This window comes from Bhargavaea ullalensis (assembly GCF_042432615.1).
Taxonomy (GTDB): Bacteria; Bacillota; Bacilli; order Bacillales_A; family Planococcaceae; genus Bhargavaea; species Bhargavaea ullalensis.
This window is the reverse complement of the sequence record NZ_JBHLWY010000016.1, coordinates 1-18,007: the sequence shown is the minus strand read 5'-3', so window position 1 is coordinate 18,007 and position 18,007 is coordinate 1. Positions and strand designations below refer to the sequence as shown.

The 18,007-nt window shown below is 54.7% G+C and carries 20 protein-coding genes and 1 pseudogene; 11 read left to right on the top strand and 10 right to left on the bottom strand.

The window, feature by feature from the left end; all coding sequences use genetic code 11:
• The first annotated feature begins 110 nt into the window (after positions 1-110).
• Positions 111-1,511: an MATE family efflux transporter gene (locus ACFFIY_RS04245; protein ID WP_354198891.1), complete on the top strand. Its 1,401-nt coding sequence runs from the start codon at positions 111-113 to the stop codon at positions 1,509-1,511.
• Positions 1,512-1,553: 42 nt separating this feature from the next.
• Here ACFFIY_RS04245 and ACFFIY_RS04240 read toward each other — a convergent pair whose 3' ends face one another.
• Positions 1,554-2,495, bottom strand: coding sequence for an aldo/keto reductase (locus ACFFIY_RS04240; RefSeq protein ID WP_354198893.1), 942 nt, complete (start codon positions 2,493-2,495; stop codon positions 1,554-1,556).
• Between the two features lie 153 nt (positions 2,496-2,648).
• Between ACFFIY_RS04240 and ACFFIY_RS04235 the strand changes: the two genes are divergently transcribed.
• Genes ACFFIY_RS04235 through ACFFIY_RS04225 form a run of 3 tightly spaced genes read left to right on the top strand, consistent with a single transcriptional unit; the run spans position 2,649 to position 3,929 of the window.
• Positions 2,649-3,215, top strand: coding sequence for a TetR/AcrR family transcriptional regulator (locus ACFFIY_RS04235; protein ID WP_354198895.1), 567 nt, complete (start codon positions 2,649-2,651; stop codon positions 3,213-3,215).
• A gap of 58 nt (positions 3,216-3,273) precedes the next feature.
• Complete coding sequence (locus tag ACFFIY_RS04230; RefSeq protein WP_354198925.1) at positions 3,274-3,615, top strand: DMT family transporter; 342 nt, start codon at positions 3,274-3,276, stop codon at positions 3,613-3,615.
• On the top strand, positions 3,615-3,929 hold the full coding sequence (locus tag ACFFIY_RS04225; protein WP_354198897.1) for a DMT family transporter: 315 nt from the start codon (positions 3,615-3,617) through the stop codon (positions 3,927-3,929). Before ACFFIY_RS04230 ends, ACFFIY_RS04225 begins: the two co-directional genes overlap by 1 nt.
• A 27-nt stretch (positions 3,930-3,956) precedes the next feature.
• Here the strand turns inward: ACFFIY_RS04225 and ACFFIY_RS04220 are convergent, their stop codons facing one another.
• The 4 genes from ACFFIY_RS04220 to proB form a co-directional block, all read right to left on the bottom strand.
• Positions 3,957-4,769 (bottom strand): cytochrome c oxidase assembly protein, encoded by an 813-nt coding sequence (locus ACFFIY_RS04220; RefSeq protein WP_354198899.1) that lies wholly within the window; start codon positions 4,767-4,769, stop codon positions 3,957-3,959.
• Complete coding sequence (locus ACFFIY_RS04215; protein WP_354198927.1) at positions 4,759-5,259, bottom strand: DUF2243 domain-containing protein; 501 nt, start codon at positions 5,257-5,259, stop codon at positions 4,759-4,761. The genes ACFFIY_RS04220 and ACFFIY_RS04215 overlap by 11 nt, the downstream gene beginning before the upstream one ends.
• Before the next feature lie 119 nt (positions 5,260-5,378).
• The gene (locus tag ACFFIY_RS04210) at positions 5,379-6,647 is read right to left on the bottom strand and encodes a glutamate-5-semialdehyde dehydrogenase (RefSeq protein WP_354198901.1); all 1,269 of its coding nucleotides are present in this window, start codon (positions 6,645-6,647) and stop codon (positions 5,379-5,381) included.
• Entirely contained in the window at positions 6,644-7,768 is a 1,125-nt protein-coding gene (gene proB, locus ACFFIY_RS04205) for a glutamate 5-kinase (RefSeq protein ID WP_354198903.1), read from the bottom strand. The genes ACFFIY_RS04210 and proB overlap by 4 nt, the downstream gene beginning before the upstream one ends.
• Before the next feature lie 173 nt (positions 7,769-7,941).
• On the opposite strand from proB, the gene ACFFIY_RS04200 reads away from it, so the two are divergent.
• From ACFFIY_RS04200 to ACFFIY_RS04185, 4 genes are all read left to right on the top strand, one after another.
• The gene (locus tag ACFFIY_RS04200; protein ID WP_354198905.1) at positions 7,942-8,208 is read left to right on the top strand and encodes a hypothetical protein; all 267 of its coding nucleotides are present in this window, start codon (positions 7,942-7,944) and stop codon (positions 8,206-8,208) included.
• 136 nt (positions 8,209-8,344) lie between these two features.
• Positions 8,345-8,770, top strand: coding sequence for a MarR family winged helix-turn-helix transcriptional regulator (locus ACFFIY_RS04195; RefSeq protein WP_354198907.1), 426 nt, complete (start codon positions 8,345-8,347; stop codon positions 8,768-8,770).
• Between the two features lie 39 nt (positions 8,771-8,809).
• The gene (locus ACFFIY_RS04190) at positions 8,810-10,006 is read left to right on the top strand and encodes an MFS transporter (RefSeq protein WP_354198909.1); all 1,197 of its coding nucleotides are present in this window, start codon (positions 8,810-8,812) and stop codon (positions 10,004-10,006) included.
• Positions 10,007-10,164: 158 nt separating this feature from the next.
• Positions 10,165-10,596 (top strand): carbonic anhydrase, encoded by a 432-nt coding sequence (locus tag ACFFIY_RS04185; RefSeq protein ID WP_376837188.1) that lies wholly within the window; start codon positions 10,165-10,167, stop codon positions 10,594-10,596.
• 485 nt (positions 10,597-11,081) lie between these two features.
• On the opposite strand, the gene ACFFIY_RS04180 is transcribed toward ACFFIY_RS04185, so the two are convergent.
• The 3 genes from ACFFIY_RS04180 to ACFFIY_RS04170 form a co-directional block, all read right to left on the bottom strand.
• The gene (locus ACFFIY_RS04180; RefSeq protein ID WP_354198913.1) at positions 11,082-11,498 is read right to left on the bottom strand and encodes a universal stress protein; all 417 of its coding nucleotides are present in this window, start codon (positions 11,496-11,498) and stop codon (positions 11,082-11,084) included.
• Positions 11,499-11,585: 87 nt separating this feature from the next.
• Positions 11,586-12,347 carry an ABC transporter permease gene (locus tag ACFFIY_RS04175; RefSeq protein WP_354198915.1) on the bottom strand — a complete coding sequence of 254 codons (762 nt, stop codon included), beginning with the start codon at positions 12,345-12,347 and terminating at the stop codon, positions 11,586-11,588.
• Complete coding sequence (locus ACFFIY_RS04170; RefSeq protein WP_354198928.1) at positions 12,344-13,072, bottom strand: ABC transporter ATP-binding protein; 729 nt, start codon at positions 13,070-13,072, stop codon at positions 12,344-12,346. Before ACFFIY_RS04170 ends, ACFFIY_RS04175 begins: the two co-directional genes overlap by 4 nt.
• 65 nt (positions 13,073-13,137) lie before the next feature.
• On the opposite strand from ACFFIY_RS04170, the pseudogene ACFFIY_RS04165 reads away from it, so the two are divergent.
• A pseudogene (locus ACFFIY_RS04165) lies at positions 13,138-13,685 on the top strand (low molecular weight protein-tyrosine-phosphatase).
• An 81-nt stretch (positions 13,686-13,766) separates the two neighbouring features.
• On the opposite strand, the gene mnmH reads toward ACFFIY_RS04165, so the two are convergent.
• Complete coding sequence (gene mnmH / locus ACFFIY_RS04160) at positions 13,767-14,852, bottom strand: tRNA 2-selenouridine(34) synthase MnmH (protein ID WP_354198917.1); 1,086 nt, start codon at positions 14,850-14,852, stop codon at positions 13,767-13,769.
• Between the two features lie 33 nt (positions 14,853-14,885).
• Positions 14,886-15,926, bottom strand: coding sequence for a selenide, water dikinase SelD (gene selD, locus ACFFIY_RS04155; RefSeq protein WP_354198919.1), 1,041 nt, complete (start codon positions 15,924-15,926; stop codon positions 14,886-14,888).
• 156 nt (positions 15,927-16,082) lie between these two features.
• Here selD and ACFFIY_RS04150 point away from each other — a divergent pair, with 156 nt between their 5' ends.
• Together ACFFIY_RS04150 and ACFFIY_RS04145 are read left to right on the top strand one after the other, a co-directional pair.
• On the top strand, positions 16,083-16,799 hold the full coding sequence (locus tag ACFFIY_RS04150; RefSeq protein WP_354198921.1) for a YebC/PmpR family DNA-binding transcriptional regulator: 717 nt from the start codon (positions 16,083-16,085) through the stop codon (positions 16,797-16,799).
• Between the two features lie 362 nt (positions 16,800-17,161).
• Complete coding sequence (locus tag ACFFIY_RS04145) at positions 17,162-17,917, top strand: exodeoxyribonuclease III (protein ID WP_354198923.1); 756 nt, start codon at positions 17,162-17,164, stop codon at positions 17,915-17,917.
• Positions 17,918-18,007 lie beyond the last annotated feature (90 nt).

The window sequence follows — 18,007 nt, the reverse complement described above, 5'->3', positions numbered from 1 at the left end:
TGAGCCACAGTTCACAGTTCTTTTTCTTCGAGAATAGTATTTCCAAATAACGACAGGGTGTGCTATGATACATCCTGTTTTTATTTTACCGATGAAAGAGGAATGCAGAAATGGCAGCGGACGCAGGCGCCGGGACAGAAAACAAGCTGAATCTCTTTCAGCTGACGTGGCCGATTTTTTTAGAACTGTTTTTATTCACTTTGATGGGGCTCGTCGACACATTTATGCTGAGTTCACTGTCTGACGATGCGGTGTCCGGGGTCGGAGCCGCCAATCAGTATGTCCAGATCGCCATCTTGATCCTGGAAGTCGTCGGCAACGGAGCGGCGATTGTTGTTTCACAATACTTGGGTTCCAAACGTTATATAGAAGTTTCCCGAATTTCCGCAATCGCCGTTTCACTGAATCTGCTTGTTGGACTGGCTTTGAGCGGAATCTTCATCTTGTTCACCGGCCGCATCATGTCCGCGATGAATCTGAGCGGAGAAGTGCTCGCGCATGCTCAGGCCTACCTGGTGATTGTCGGGGGCGCAATCTTCCTGCAGGCGGTCATCAATTCGCTGTCCGCCATCATCCGCGTCCACGGCTTCACGAAGCAGACGATGTTCGTGTCGCTCGGAATGAACATTTTGCACATCGCAGGGAACTACGCACTGATCTTCGGCAAATTCGGTCTGCCCGAACTCGGCGTCAGGGGGGCGGCAATCTCATCCGTCGCAAGCCGGCTCATCGCCCTGTTCGTCTTCCTGTGGGTGCTCTATAAAGTGCTTGATTACCGGATTGAGTTCCGTTATTACTTCAGCTGGACAAAAGAATTTGTCGGGAAAATCCTCCATATCGGATTGCCGTCGGCATTTGAACAGATCCTTTATCAGGGTTGCCAGCTCGTGTTCCTCTATTATGTAACTTATCTCGGCACCGAGGCGCTTGCCGCCCGGCAGTATGCCGTCAATATTTCGATGTTCAGCTATCTGTTCGCACTGGCAATCGGTCTCGGCACGTCGATCATCACCGGGCGGCTCGTCGGGAGCGGGCAGCAGGAAGTCGCTTATCATTCTCTCTGGAAAAGCCTGAAATGGGCATTTGTCTTTACATTCGGCATGGTCGGGGCCGTGACGGTACTCCGGTATCCGCTCATGCGCTTGTTCACAGACAATGAAGAAATCATCCGGCTCGGCGCTTCGGTGCTGGTCCTGTCGGTGTTGCTGGAAACCGGGCGCACATTCAATATTGTCATCATCAACTCGCTGCGAGCATCCGGGGACGCCAAGTTTCCGGTTCTCATGGCGGCGGTCTCGATGGTGCTCATGAGCCTGCCGCTCGGCTATTTCCTCGTGTTTGTCATGGATCTCGGAATCGTCGGCGTCTGGCTGGCGATCGCCGCAGATGAATGGACGAGGGGCATCGCGATGGCGCTCCGGTGGAAAAGCCGCGCCTGGGAGAGCCACGCGCTCGTCCAGCCTCAGGACGAAGCGGCAGATGACGTCCGGCCCGTGCCTGAAACGATTTAAGAAAAAAGCGAGCGGATCCCGTATCGGGGATCTGCTCGCTTTTTATGCTTCTCGGGAAAAGAGCCGGTCGATCTCGCTGATTTCCGCTTCTGTGAGCCGGACATCCAGCGTTTTCAGGTTGTCGGCCACCTGCGACGGCTTTTTCGCACCCGGAATGATGGCGTCAATAGTGTCGCGGGTCAGGTACCAGGCAAGGACCACGTGGGCGATCTCGGCACCCTTTGCTTCCGCAATCGGCCGCAGCTTGTCCACTTTCTCAAGATTGCTGCGGAACGCTTCTCCCTGGAACTCCGGTTTGTTTTTCCTCAGGTCGTCAAACACGGTTTCCGGCGTGTACTTTCCGGCCAGCAGACCTGCCGCAAGCGGGAAGTAAGGGACGAACGAAATGCCGTGTTCCGCAACATACGGGAAGTAGTCCTGTTCGGCCGTGCGATTCAGCAGATTGTACTCGCCCTGAAGCACGTCGACATATCCGTCCTTGTTCGCTTCCTTCAGCTGTTCGGGCGAGAAGTTCGAGACGCCGATCGCGCGGATCAGTCCTTCGTCTTTCATTTCTTTCAGGGCGCCGACCGCTTCGTCTTTCGGCGTGTTTTCATCGGGGTAGTGGATGTAATACAAGTCGATGTAGTCTGTCTGAAGGCGGCGCAGGCTCTGCTCGACCTGATTGCGGAGGAAGGCGGGGGAGTTGTCGTAGGAACGTCTGCCGACACCCAGGTTGTGGGCGCCTTTTGTGGCAATGATTACATCCTGACGGCTGCCGGTTTCCTTTACCACTTCACCGACAAGTTCTTCGGACCGCTCGGGGCCGTAGATGAATGCCGTGTCAAGGAAATTCATTCCCTGTCCGATTGCCGTGCGGACAAGATCCTTTCCGGTTTCTTCGTTCAGATCAGGATACAGATTGTGCCCGCCGACTGCATTAGTGCCAAGGCCGACCGGATTGACGAACAGGCCGGATTTACCGAGCTCCACTTCTTTTGCCATCAAGTCATCATCCTTTTCCGAGTAATTGGACTTCAGCTTCAGTTTAAAGAACTTCCGCCCCGGTTTCAATCGGACCGCCACATTCCCGGTTGACCTGCCGTGGTTTTTGATATAAAATGAATGAAAGTCAGTCAGTAGAGAGGAGGATACCCGTTGGACAAGAGAGAGCGGATCATCCGCGCAGCGGTCGAGGTATTCAGGGACAAGGGCATCGAAGGCACAAAAGTATCGGATATTGTCCGGAAAGCTGAAATTGCACAAGGGACATTTTATCTATACTTTCCTTCCAAGCTGTCCGTCATGCCGGCAATTGCGGAGCGGATGGCCCGTCAATTGGAGGAGACCGCCCGGCGTCACGTAAAGCCCGAGACGGATTGGGAAGGCCAGCTCCTGCAACTCATTGATGCGGTGTTTGAAGTGACGGCTGAATACCGGGACGTCGCCACCCTCGTCTATGCGGGTCTTTCCTCAACGGAACATGTCCGGGAATGGGAGGACATCTATACATCCCTCTATGCGTCCATCGCGGAGATGATCGGCCGCTGGCAGGAAGAGGGACATGTAAGGACGGCGGATCCGTCGGCACTTGCCCGGCTTGTGGTCGGTCTGACCGAATCGGCCGCCGAGCAGGTGTATCTGTATGACGCATACGATCCCGTCCGGGAACAAGAACAGAAGGAAGAGTTGCGTGTGTTCCTGAGAAACGCCCTGCGCGAGTAGGGCGATCTTGTTTCCACTCGATGACTGATAGTCATTCATTTAAAAAGGAGTTATCGATATCATGAACAAGTCCTGGATTTACGTCGCCCTGACCTGTTTGTTCGAACTGGTCTGGGTGTACGGTTTCAGTACGGCGACCCACTTGTGGCAGTGGGCGATCATTGTCACAATTATTCTTGTGGATTTTCATTTTCTTGCCAAGGCATGCGAAAACTTGCCGACCGGTACAGTCTACGCCGTGTTTGCGGCAGTCGGCTCAATCGGTACGGTGCTCATGGACGTCTTCCTGTTCGGCGGCACGATGAACGGGGCGAAGCTGTTCTTCATCGTCCTGCTCGTTGCCGGCGTCATCGGACTGAAATTGGCTGACGGCAAAGAAGAAAAGGAGGCGAAAGCATAATGGGATGGCTTTTCGTCATGGCGGCCGCGTCATTTGAAGTGACGGGGGCGGTCGGCCTTCACTTGTACAGTCAGCACCGGAACAAGCTGAACACACTGCTGTATCTCGGCGGGTTCGGACTTTCGTTCTTGCTGCTTTACCAGGCGTTTGACTATCTGCAGCTGAGCGTGGCCTATGCGGTCTGGATCGGTCTTGGAACCGCCGGGGCCGTTCTGATAAATATGATATTCTTCGGGGAATCCCGCAATCTCCAACGTGTGCTCAGTCTTCTCGTCATCCTCGTCGGTGCCATCGGGCTGAAGCTCGTTTCGTAAGGATCAGAAAAAAAAGCCGGTCTCTTGTCACAAAGAGACCGGCTTTTTGGCGCCGAACCGGCTTTTGGTCCGTCGGTAGCCGGGTTTTTTGTACCAGCCGTGAAACAGCACAACGATGATGGCAAGGTCGATCAAGTCGCCGCCGTAATACATGATCATCGCCCCTTGCCTCGCTTGTTCCAAAGAAACACCGGACGGCGGATAAGCATAGAGGAGTTTGCTCAATATTCCATGCGCGGCGAGGGACGGAATGAATACAATCGTCCTGAACAAGGGGCTGTGACCGTTTGGCGCCGGATCAAAATAAAGCACCGAAACCGTAAAGAGGTAGCCCGCCAGAAACAGATGAGCATGCACCAGGAGAAACAGGAGCGGGTGATGATGCATGAGTCCAAACAGGGGAGTGGTATAAAGAATCCAAAGCCCCCCGATATTCAAGACAGATGCAGTGACAGGATGACGGTAAAAAGAAAAAACAGGCTTTCGGATCACTCCCGCAACCTTCCTTGCCTTGTTGACAGGCAAGGATCGAAGCAGCAGCTTGACAGGTGCGCCGGCAGCCATCAGCATCGGCGCAGCCATCCCAAGCAGAAGGTGTCCGGTCATGTGGAAACGAAAATCATGATGGGCCGCTTCGAGGAAAAAGGGGGACAACGGCAGCCACGCGAAAAAAATGCCGGAAGACCAGCACAATGGCCGCCGCCCGGGCCAGCGACGGTATCTGCCTTTGCGGCCGGAAGCTGCCATGCCCCAGAAGTATAAGAATACGCCGGTTAAGCCGATGAGGAGAGCAATGGCTGAAATGGCGGTTGTCCACCCATCGGTGAATTCATGAGGCATTGACGATCACTTTCCGGCCGGAGAGATCTTTTTTTGCCGAGCGGATCAGGATCAGGCCGAACGCGATCATCACAATCGCCAGTCCGTTCCAGATGATGTCATACGGAACGATGTCCACCTCGTAGCGGATTTGGTGAATCCGCATCAGCTTGTGCTGAATCGTTCCGTCATAGAGCTGGAAAGCACCCCCGCCAAGAAGCTTTCCGCCCCAGAACATCCTGTGCCAAAACGCCTTCTTTCTCCTCAAGTCAGCCACAAGATAAAGGCCTCCGACAGTCGCAAACCAGCTGAAGGCGTGGAACAATCCATCAGAGACCAATCCTGCTGCCGTGGAAGACCGGTCATAGAACTTATGCCAGTGCAAAATCTGATGGAAAACCGTCTCATCGATAAATGCCACAAACCCCAATCCGAACAATATGCCCGCCCAAAGATTCAAGGATCGATGTCGGAATTTCGGGTTTTCAGGTTCGGGTAATCTTTCTTGAATGATGACCGCTCCTTTCTGAGCATCAGCTGTTCCGCTCATTATCGCCTCCGGTTTGTCCGGATAATCAGCTTTCCGGCAAATAAACAGGGCGTCCGTCGACCGGGACGCCCTGTTCCTGTTTATTGCTTGCACTGCCCGTTTCCGCGGATCACCGTCTTTACCGAGGTGAGCGCGGACAGACCCATGGGCCCGCGAGCATGGAGTTTCTGGGTGCTGATGCCGAGCTCTGCACCGAAACCAAATTCAAATCCGTCGGTGAAACGGGTGGAGGCATTGTGGTAGACGGCGGCGGCATCGACACCGGCCAGGAACTTTTCGGCCTCGTCAGGGGAAGAGGTTACGATTGACTCGGAGTGCCGGGTGCCGTACCGGTTGATATGCCGGATCGCTTCTTCGGTTGACTCCACCGTCTTCATGGCGGCTTCCGGTCCGAGGAACTCCGCCGCCCAGTCTTCGTCCGACGCCGGCAGCGTCCCGCCGGCGAGGCCGCAGATGCGTTCGTCCCCCCGGATGAGCACGCCTTTCTCCTGAAGCGCGGCAATCAGGCAGGCGCCATGCGGCCAGTCTGCGTGGACGAGAATGGTCTCGGCCGCATTGCAGACGGATGGCCGCTGTGTTTTGGCGTTGACCGCAATCCGGATGGCCATGTCTTTGTCCGCTGAATCATCAATGTAAACGTGGCAGTTGCCCGCGCCGGTCTCGATGACGGGCACCGTAGACTGCTCGGCGACGGCGCGGATGAGTGCTGAGCTGCCACGGGGAATGAGCACGTCTAGCACATCATTCATCTTGAACAGCCTGGCCGCTGTTTCGCGGCTCGTGTCTTCGATTAGTTGGACGGACGCAGCCGGAATTCCCTGCCCGCTGATGGCTTCCTGGATAATGGAAACGAGCATGATGTTCGAGCGGATGGCGGAGGAGCTGCCGCGCAGCAGGACGGCGTTCCCGGTCTTGAGGCAGAGGGCGGCTGCATCGACCGTGACATTCGGTCTCGCCTCATAGATGATGCCGACCACGCCGAGCGGTACCCGGACCGATGACAATTCAAGCCCGTTCGGCCGGTCCCAGCTGTCCACTGTTTTGCCGACAGGATCTTCGAGCATGGTAAGTTCCCTCAGTGCGGACGCCATATCCCGGATCCTTCCTTCGTCCAGCCGCAGCCGGTCAAGCAGTGATTCGGACATCCCGGCTGCGCGGCCGGCTTGGATATCGAAGCGGTTCGCCTCAATGATATCGGCTTTCCTTTTGCCGAGCTGATCGGCAATCGCCAGCAGTGCAGAGTTCTTTTGTTCCGTTTCCAGCAATGCGAGCTCTGCGGCAGCTTGTTTTGCGGCAGCTCCTTTGGACGCCAGCTCTTCGGCCGGTCCGGTTTTCAAGTGCATGTTCATCGCACAGCCTCCTCTTTTTTCAGATGGATCCAGCGGTTGCAGTGGATGACTTCCGGTGTGGTCCCGCCGGAAATTTCCATCGCTGCATCCCCTGATTTTCCGATGATTTTCCGGATAACTCCGGACGGGTAATTCACCATCCCCCTGCCGATCAAGTCGCCGTCAACGTTCAAAACATCTGTCACTTCTCCGGCCCCGAACGTTCCGGTCACTTCTGTGATACCGACGGGAAGCAAACTCGTTCCCCGTGAGGAAAGCGCTTTGGCAGCGCCCTCATCGACGGTGATCGAGCCGGCCGGGACGGAACAGAGGGCCATCCATCGTTTGGAGTCCTTGCCGGACAACCGGGAAGAGCTTCCGATATAGGTCCCGTTTCCGCGGCCTTCCACAATATCGAGAAGCTTCCGGGCTCCCCGTCCTGTACCGATGAAAACATTGACGCCGAGAGATCCTGCTGTACGGGCCGCGAGGATCTTCGAACGCATGCCGCCTGTGCCGACAGAAGATCCCGTCCCACCGGCTGCCTGGATCAGTCCGTCATGCACTTCGGCGATGAATGTGTATTTCCGGGCATTTGGATTGTCATTCGGATTACCGTCATAAATGCCGTCGACATCGGTCAGGATGGCCAGAAAGTCGGCATGTACGAGGCCTGCCGCCAATGCCGACAGCATGTCATTGTCGCCGAATGTGATTCCTTCCACCGATACTGAATCGTTTTCATTCACGATCGGGAGGGCCCGCCGGTTGAGCAGTTCTTCCAGCATCCGTCCCGTATTGTGGAAACGATCTTTTTTCATGAGGTCCTGCCTGGTGAGGAGCAGCTGCGCAGTGACGATCCCGTGTTTTTTGAACTCCTCCGCATAAGCTTCCATGAGCAGGCCCTGGCCGACCGCGGCTGCAGCTTGTTTGGCAGCGATTGCCGATGGGCGGCTTGGATAGCCGAGGTTTTTGAACCCGGCCGCCACGGCGCCCGAAGAAACGAGGACCACTTCGTGTCCGGCATCCATCAGCTTGGCAATGGCGGCCGAATGTTCCGCGACAAGCGGACCCGCCAGGCTGCCCGTCCGGTCCGTGATTGAACTGCTTCCGATTTTCACGATGATCCGTTTCTTTTTCATCAGAGCCCCTCCGCAATTGAATGATTAGAATGATTATGCAATAAGGAGGATAATTAATCAACAGTGAAAATAAAAAATGTTGGCGCAAAATATTTTTTAATCCTGAGAAATGAAACCGAAAAGGACTTTTGAGAGTAGATGAGGAAATGGACTAAACAAAGGAGGGACCCGGCATGCTTTGGATCATCATCATTGTCGCCATCGGAGCCACCATCCCGGTTTCTGCAATCATCACCGACCATCAGCGCCAAATGACAAAACTGAAGGCAGGACTCGTCAGGGAGGAGATTGAGCTTGAACAGCTGAAGCAACAAAACTTCATCGCGGAGACCGAGCAGATGAAGCTGGAACTGGAAAAGATGAAACTCGATTATACGGCAGACCATGTGCTGCCGATGCCGGAAAAGAAAAGGAAGGAAGAGTCGCCGAAGATCATCTGAGGTTACAAAACACAAAGTTTTGCAAACGCTTTGCTAAAAAAACAGGCAGCCGGGCCTTTTCATGAAGGGTCCGGCTATGTTATGATGTAATAGTTGATTAGCGAAACTAACTAATTTGAGAGCTTGGAGGTGCACGATGGATTTGCTTCCGCATCAGCTGTTTTTCAGGAGATACACTGATCTGTACCGGCCGCTCGTCGCGAAAGTCGGTGCCGTGCTCGCCGCTGAAGGCTTGTCGGTTCCGCACTGGTCGGTGCTGAGGCTCATTGCCGAGGAAGGAGAGATGGCCCCGGCCGAAATTGCCGCCAGGCAGTATGTCGAAAAGCCGACCGTGTCCCGGAATCTCCAGCAGCTGCATGAACGGGGATTGATCGATTCCAAAGCCGGCCGTGACCGGAGGGAAAAGATCATTTTCCTTACTGAAGAAGGCAAAGTCCTGTTCGAAAAGGCGTTTGCCGCGGTATCCGGAGTCGAGAAAGAGTTGCTCGGGGGTATTCCAGTGAGTGAACAGCAAAGGATGGCGGAACTGCTTACCGCCATCCGCAGCAAGCTGGCCGACTGATCCGGCTTTTTCATCCTAATGTTTAGAAAGAGGGTTCCAATGAATCAAGAACACAAGCTTTGGACAAAGGATTTCGTTTTTGTATCGGCAATCAATTTCTTTCTGATGCTCGTCATGTATTTGCTGATGGTGACGATCGGCCCGTACGCGTCAGCAACATTCGGCGTCAGTGCCAGCACAGCCGGGCTTGTATCCGGTGTTTTTATCATCGGTGCGCTCGTTGCCAGATTTATGGCAGGGGCTGTCGTGGAAAAGGTCGGCAGCAAAAAGATCTTATTAATCGGACTGGTCGTTTATGTTATCACCGGCTCTTTGTACTTTACTGCAGTGAATCTTCCGCTCATCTTGCTCGTCCGCTTCTTCCACGGAATCGGGATGGGTATCGGATCGACGGCTACGGGTACGATCGTCGCCAAGATTCTTCCGCCTGACCGCCGCGGGGAAGGAATCGGCTATTATAGCATGAGCGCCGTCCTGGCTGCGGCGATCGGTCCGTTCCTCGGAATTTTGCTCACGAAATACATGAGCTTCAATATGGTCTTTGTGTTTTGTCTGGCGCTGGCGGTGATTGCCCTGCTGATGGGTCTTTCTCTTAAGAAGCCGGCCGCCGACGATGTTAAACAGGCCGGACAGGAGAAGGCGAAGTTCGGAATTTGGAGTTTCATGGAAAGGAATGCCTTGCCGATCGCGCTTGTTACTCTGCTGGTGGCCCTCGGCTATGCGGGTGTTCTGAGCTTTATCATGTTTTATGCCGAAGAAATCGGACTTGTCACAGCTTCCAGCTTTTTCTTCCTCGTCTATGCAGTGGCGGTGCTGTTGTCACGTCCGTTCACGGGCCGCCTGCTGGATCTGAAAGGAGCGAATCTTGTCGTTGTGCCGGCGCTGCTTCTTTTTTCCGTGGGTCTGTACATGCTCAGTGTTTCTTCGGCCGGATGGATGCTATTGGTGGCTGGTGTGCTCATCGGCCTCGGTTTCGGCAACTTCCAGTCAAGCGCACAGGCCATCGCGATCAAAGTGGCCGATCCCCATCGTCTCGGCCTTGCCACTTCCACTTACTTTATCGCGCTTGATGCAGGAGTGGGCTTTGGTCCGTATGTCCTGGGCCTGCTTGTTCCGACGCTCGGCTACGCGGGGATGTATAAATGGCTCGGTGCGGTGATCATCGTGTCGCTGATTCTTTATATCCTCATCCACGGGATGAAGGAACACAGAATGTCCAGAAAAAAAGTGGTTTGAGCTGCGGGGGATAGTCTGAAAGGCGCATGTCAATCGAATCAGTTTTCGGTTTTTCGACAAATTGTTCGTCAATCCCGTCTGAAAATTGGTATGCTAAGGTGTAAGGTTTTCCGCTGGCGGACAAAGCCGATCCTACGGGCCGTTCTCGGCCCGGAAATATGGAGGGACAGCGAATGGAACAGCACGAATTTGTCACAGTCATTAACTGTATGGATGGGCGAGTGCAGGAGCCGGTCATCCAGTGGATGAAAAACCGCTATAACGCTAAATATGTGGACTCGGTCACCGAGGCCGGGCCGAACAAAGTCCTGCTCAGCAACAATCAGGACAAAATCGACGCGATCATCGAGCGGGTCCGGGTGTCCACCGATAAACACGGATCCACAGTGCTGGCAATCGCAGGGCATTATGATTGCGCCGGCCACGCAGTGGACGGAGAACTCAAGAAAGCACGGATCCGCGAATCCATCGAACTGATTTCTACGTGGGGACTGGATGTGGAAATCATCGGACTCTATGTCAATGACCAGTGGCAGGTGGAAGTCGTCGACGGCCGTGCCCGTGAACAACTGCAGGCAAAGGCCCAGTGAATGCTGGAAGGAAAAGAGGACACGCAAGATATTTGCGTGTTCTTTATGTTTCTTAGGGCGGGCCAAAGGGTCGGCCAGATAAAGATAACGCTTTTCCAGATAAAGATAACACTTCAGGAAATCTGCATTAGATTTTGCAGGATCGGTTTGAACAGGTGAAAAGAGACTGCATGGATGCCGCTCACCGGGGCAAGGTACGGTAATGGCAAAGCAGCGGCAAATAATAATGCTTGCATATATACCGCAAAATCCGGGTATGCGTTACAATAAAGAGGCAGGCCCGCTAGGACCGACAGATTGCATGTAGTTAAGGAGGAACCACGATGAACGCTCATTACTTGGGAGACAACCTTCTGGAGATCCTGATTGTTGTGGCACTGGTCGCATTTATCGCCATCATTGCGCTCGGCATGGTGAAGAACTGGAAACATTGATCCCTGAAACTTAAAAAAGACGGAAGCCCGCTTGTGCGGCTTCCGTCTTTTCTATTTCACAATCAGAACCGGGCAGTGAACCCGCTTCATGACTTTGTGGCTGACGCTTCCCAGCACCAGTCCCTGCAGGGGATTCAGCCCTCTGCTGCCGAGCACGACAAGGTCAAACGCATTGGCATTGGCGTACGAAACGAGTGTCGGGCCGGGTTCTCCGCGCAGGATGGTCACTTCATGAAGGATTCCCTCGCCGTCCAGCAGGCTTTTTGCCGGCAGAAGCTGCTGCTGCCGCTGGAGATCGAGCTGATCCATCCCCTCAGGATGCATCATGGCTTCCTTGGGCCTGGAAAAGTCAATCACAAAGACGAGCTCGACAGCGCCCTCCGAAATCCTGGCGAGCTCCGACGCCTGCCTGACCGCCCGGAGCGAGTTTTCGGAACCGTCGACCGCCAATAAAATTCGTTTGTACATAAGTGAACCTCCTTGCGTTCATGGGTATTCTCCTATACCCTCTTCGGCCGCGTTCCATCAATCTCATTTGATACGTGCACGGGCCGGTCAGTCAATGCCCCGTTCTCTCAGAAGCTGCATCCGTTCGTTAAACAGCGAGGGATAAGACAGGAAGCCGAGGAGGATGCTCGAGACTGCGGCGGTCGTAAGGAGGAGGAACAGGATGAGGAGCTGGAACTGGACAGCCTGAACCGGATCGGCACCGGCGATGATTTGTCCGCTCATCATTCCCGGGAGCTGGACGAGGCCCATCGTTTTTTGGCTTTCGATCGTCGGAATCATGCTGGCCTTGATGGCGTCAGTCAGCTGGGCATGGATCGCCTGCTTCGGCGTTCCGCCAAGAGACAAAATGAGCTCGGTCCGGTCCTGGTGGGCTTCCGTTTCGGCGGTGAAGCGGTTCAGGAACAAAATCGACAGAACCATCGAGTTGCCGACGACCATTCCGCTGATCGGGATGATGTACTGGGCCTCCGCCGGAACGATCGAGAACCCGAGGAGAATCCCCTGAGTGAGCACTTCCACCGCCACAATGGTCGCCGTGATCTTCCATGTGATGCCGGAAATCGACTTTCCTTTCTTCCTGGCGTTTTGCACGGCGGCCAAGATCATGAGCACCACCATAAGCAGGATGTAGGTCCAGCTGTCGGACTCGAACACGAATTTCAGAATATAGCCGACCGCAAACAACTGGATGATCGACCGGACAGTTGCGATCAGCGTGTCTTTCTCAAGCCCGAGATGAAGGGTTTTCGACAGCACGAGCGGGATCAGGACGAAAATGAGTGTGAGTGACAGGGCGACCGGACTCATGCGTCTCCTCCTTTCACGAATTCCAGGACACGTTCGTTTTGGGGATGCTCCAATAAACTGCTTTCTCCGGTTTCAACCAGCTTCCCGTTGATGAGAACCCACGTATAATCACCGATTGAAACGGCCTGCTCGAGGTTATGGGTGATCCAGATGATTGTCGTCCCGTATTTTTGATTGATGCGGACTATCAGGTCTTCCACTTCGCGGCGGGAAGTCCGGTCCAGCGCCGAGGTGATTTCATCAAGAAGAAGAATTTCCGACTCGTTGATGAGCGTCCGGGCAATGGACACTTTCTGACGCTGGCCGCCCGACAATTCGGCCGCTTTTGTGTCCAGGTACTCTTTCTCCAAACCGACGTCCTCCAGCCAGGCTTCGGCCGCTTCTTCGGACAGCTCTTTTTTCCGGAGCCGGAGCGGCAATGCCAGATTGTCGAAGACGGTCCCTTTTATGACAGGCGCGTCCTGCAGTGCGATGCCGACTCGGCGTCTCAGATCGGTTGGCTCATAGTCACCGATCGGCCGTCCGCTCACAACGATGTCTCCGAATGAAGGAGAAAGGAGACCGTTGCACATTTTGAGCACAGTCGTCTTGCCCGCACCGGAAGGGCCGACAAGCGTGGTGATTTTACCGGCGGGGAAAGAGCCGGTGATGTTTTTTAAAATCTTTTTTCCTCCCGCCTCATAAGAAACGGAGCGGAAATGGATTGCCGGTATGTAGGATTTCAAGCGGTCCACTCCAATTCTCAGATTGTAATAATTCTAATTTAGCATATCCATAAGGGGAATGCAAAATGGAGAGCCGGCACACATTCCGATATAGTGCAGGGGAGAAGATTCCGTTCTCCGGCCATGGAGAATGGGGGAGGAGGAAAAGCATGGTATCCGTATTATTTGTCTGCCTCGGCAACATTTGCAGATCCCCGATGGCTGAGGCGGTCATGCGCCGCCTTGTCGAGGACCGCGGCCTATCTGATGAAATCAGTGTTGATTCTGCGGGACCGGCTCCTGGCATGCGGGGGAAGCACCCCATGAAGGCACGAGGAAAAAGCTGGACGAGAAAGGGATTTCTTATGAAGGCATGCAGGCCCGACAACTCGTAAAAGGGGATTTTGATCAGTTCGATTACATTGTCTGCATGGATGAGCAGAACATCCGGGATGCCCGGGGGATGCTCGGACAGCCCGAAAATCCGAAGATTGTCCGGCTGCTCGACGGGGCGGTGGAAGCCGGTGACGTTCCGGATCCATGGTATACGGGTGATTTCAACGAAACGTATGAGCTGGTGACGGCGGGCTGCATCGCGCTGCTTGACCGGATCGAGCGGGAAAGACTTCACTGAAGTCAAAGTCAATGCGAAAAAACAGGACTCTCCGGCAGCGCTTGATTGCGCAGCGGGGGTCCTGTTTTTTCGTTGTGATGATTAGTTTTCCGAGCCAAGATCTGCAGCGGCTTCGAGTTCATCCGTATGGCGGCTGAGCCGCTGGATGGTCTGACGAACTTTCCGGTAGGCATCTTCCATGTCCGTTGCATCAATGAAGATCTGCCGCTCATCATCCTCGGTCAGGCCGGCGGAATGCTCATAGCGGGGATCGTAATAGTATTCAAGGAGCAGCCGGACCGCGTCCGGAAACTCCCGTGTTTCCAGATAACCGCGGATTTCCCGGGCAATGGGGGTGTGGATTCTTCTCTCAATCCTTGAAAAGGCTTCAAGGAACCGTGCGGGATCCTGATCGGGATCATAATCGGCCAGGATGTTGTCGACCCGCACATCGGCGGGAAGCCGGAGAAACAAGTGGGTGCCGTCCTTTTTTTTATGATCAAAGAAATCGGGCAGGACGGATTTTCCGATCCGGCGGCTTTCGCCTTCGATGACAACATACGGCGAATCGGCGTGACGCTTCATCTCGCCGACAAGCAGGGCGTCGAATTTCTTCTGGTTGCTCGGCTGCAGGCCGATCCCACCGAAAATGGAACCGCGGTGGCCGGCAATCCCTTCAAGATCGATGACCGGGAACCCGTCCGCAGCCAGGCGGTGGAGGATGGCGGTCTTGCCGCAGCCGGTATAGCCGTTCAGAACGATGAGCGGCGGCTTGAACTGTCCCTTTTCCAGTTCGGAGACGATCCATTGGCGGTAGGTCCGGATGCCCCCGGTGAGCCGGCTGGACCGGAGGCCCATCAGATCGGTCACGGTTGCGGCCGTTTTGCTCCGCATGCCCCCTCTCCAGCAGAACACGGTGAACGGGGTGCCGATCTGCCGGAATTCGTCCACGAAAGCCGGCAGTTTTGCGGAGAAAATTTCAAGCCCCCGTTTCTTGGCTGCTTCCTGACCCTTTTGTTTATAAATCGTTCCGACTTCGGCACGTTCTTCGTTGTTGAAGATCGGAATATTGACCGCGCCCGGCATGGTGCCTTCTTCGAACTCTTTCGGAGAGCGCACGTCGATCAGGGCATGTCCGCCGGCCTCTCTCAGCTTGAACAGTTCATCGAGCGTCAATTCACGTTTCATCGGAGCTTTTCATCTCTTTCTGCTTGCATTTTCTCACTTTACGACAATCCTGCCTGCATGATCTTCGGTCACTTCCCCGATGATATGCGCGTCTACGCCATTTTCCCTGAGCGCCTGAAACAGATCATCCGCTTCGTTGCCGGCAACCGAAGCCAGAAGGCCTCCGGACGTGACGGCGTCACAGAGGATCCACTGGCCGATTTCATCGATTGAATCGGCATAGCAGACGCGATCAGATACATGGGCATGGTTATTTTTTGTGCCGCCCGGAACCGCGCCCTGTCCGGCAAGTTCCCGGGTGCGCGGAAGAACCGGAACGTCTTCGGAATAGATGACGAGGCCGGCATCGCTTCCTTCCGCCATCTCGGTGGCATGGCCGAGCAACCCGAATCCGGTGACATCCGTCGTGGAGTGGACGTCAAATCTGTCCATCGTTTCGGCGGCTGTTTTGTTCAGCGTCGTCATGATGCGGGTGACCTCACGGACGTCTTCTTCCGACAAGAGGTCGCGTTTGAGGGAAGTGGTATAAATGCCGACCCCGATCGGCTTCGTCAAGATCAGTTTGTCCCCCGGACGGGCTCCTGCATTCGTCCTGATTTTGGAAGGGTGAACGGTGCCTGTGACGGCAAGTCCGAATTTCGGTTCCTGGTCGTCGATCGAATGTCCGCCGACAAGCGTGACGCCGGCCTCCGCCATTTTGTCCGCAGCACCGCGGAGAATGTCGGCGAGGATCTTTTTGTCCAGGTTCGCAATCGGAAATGCGACGATATTCAATGCGGTGATCGGCTTTCCGCCCATCGCATAAATATCACTGATCGCGTTTGTCGCGGCAACCTGGCCGAAATCATACGGATCGTCGACGATCGGTGTAAAGAAGTCGGTTGTCTGGACAAGAGCCAGCTCGTCGGTGAGCTGATACACGCCCGCGTCGTCGCTTGTATCGAGGCCGACGAGCAGGTTCGGGTCAGGAACTGCGGCAGGCAATTCGCGCAGGACGCCGGCCAGGTCAGCCGGTCCGATTTTGCAGCCGCAGCCGCCTTTTTTCGTAAGTGTGGTCAGACGTACGGTTTCCATGATTTATCCCGGCCTTTCTGAAGCTGTCTTTTCCTCCCATCATATCACAGAGAAACGGATTCATCTTAGCGGACGTCTCCATCTTTTATTTTGATGAAAGAAAATGGTATAATAAGTTGTTGAGTAAGCTCAAATGTGAAAGTGAGTGAACCGAAAATGGGACGTAAATGGAATAACATCAAGGATAAAAAAGCGGCAAAAGACCAGAGCACCAGCCGGGTCAATGCCAAATTCGGCCGGGAGATCTACATGGCCGCACGCAGGGGCGAGCCGGATCCCGAGTCGAACCAGGGACTGAAGATGGTGCTGGAACGGGCGAAAACCTATAATGTTCCAAAGCATATCATTGACCGGGCGATCGACAAAGCGAAGGGCGGTTCCGACGAAACATTCGATGAAATGCGCTATGAAGGCTTCGGTCCTTCGGGCTCGATGGTCATCGTCGATGCCCTGACAAACAACGTCAACCGGACGGTATCCGAAGTGCGTGCCGCATTCGGCAAGAACGGCGGCAACATGGGAGTCAGCGGATCGGTCTCCTATATGTTTGATTCAACGGCGGTGTTCGGCGTTGAAGGGAAATCCGAAGAGGAAGTGCTCGAGCTCCTGATGGAGGAAGACATCGAGGTTCGTGACGTATTTGAAGAAGACGGCACCGTCATCGTCTATGCGGAGCCGGATGAGTTCCACGCCGTTCAGGAAGCATTCGGGAAAAACGGCATCACCGAATTCCAGGTGGCCGAACTGACGATGCTGCCCCAGAACGAAGTGTCTCTTTCCGAAGAAGAGCAGGCGCAGTTCGAGAAGATGATCGATGTGCTCGACGATCTGGAAGACGTCCAGCAGGTCTACCACAACGTCGACCTCGGTTGATCAGGCTGCGTTAGGGGAATGGGGCTGTCCCAAAAGTCGGTTTCCCCTTAGAAATTGCAAAAAGCAGGGACTCTGGTTGCTTTCCGCGGGCCAACCGCCAAGCCTCCTCCGGCTTACAGCCGTGCGGGGCAGGCTCCACCCGCCAGCCCCTCGGGTCAAAAGCCATTGCACGCCGCGGAGCAGGCTCCGCTTTGCGCAATGGCTTTTGCCTGTTGGGGCTTAGCAGGCGCATTGCGTTCTTCTGGAGTCTTGGCCGGCCGGATTTCCCGCAGAAGTCACCCGCCGTCCTTGCTTTTCGCTGTCTCACGGGAACTTCACCTCTTGCCGGACAGCCCCTTTTTGATTGAAAAGGAGGGCTTTCCATGCGGTTTGTATCCTGGAACGTGAACGGGCTTCGTGCCTGTGTGAAAAAGGGTTTTGAAGAGTATTTCCGGGAAGTGGATGCAGATATTTTCTGCGTGCAGGAAACGAAGCTTCAGGAAGGACAGATCGACCTGGAGTTCCCGGGCTACCATCAATATTGGAACTATGCCGTGAAAAAAGGGTATTCGGGCACGGCCGTCTTCACAAAAGAGGAACCGATGGAAGTCCGCTACGGGCTCGGCGGGGAAAACACTCAGGAGGAAGGCCGTGTGCTGACGCTTGAATTTCCCGGGTTTTATCTGGTGAACGTTTATACGCCCAACTCACAGAGGGATTTGGCCAGGCTGCCTTTCCGGCTGGAGTGGGAGGAGGCTTTCCGGGGGCATCTGGCTGCGCTCGACCAGATGAAGCCGGTCATCGTCTGCGGTGACATGAATGTCGCCCACCGGGAAATCGACTTGAAAAACGCCCGGACGAATGTCGGGAATTCCGGTTTTACGGACGAGGAACGCAGCAAGATGACCGAACTCCTCGGCGCCGGATTCGTCGACTCATTCCGGCATTTCTATCCGGAAAAGACAGACGTCTATTCTTGGTGGTCGTACATGAACAAAGTCCGCGAGCGCAATATCGGATGGCGGATTGACTACTTTCTCGTATCGGAACGCCTCGTGCCCGTCCTGACCGGAGCTGACATCCACTGTGACGTGATGGGCAGCGACCATTGCCCGGTTGTCCTGGAGGCGACACTATAAATAGAAAAAAATTCACTTCAGCGGGGCTGTCCAGAAAGTCGATAAAAACGACTTTCTGTGACTGAACCGAACCCTATAAAACGGACAATT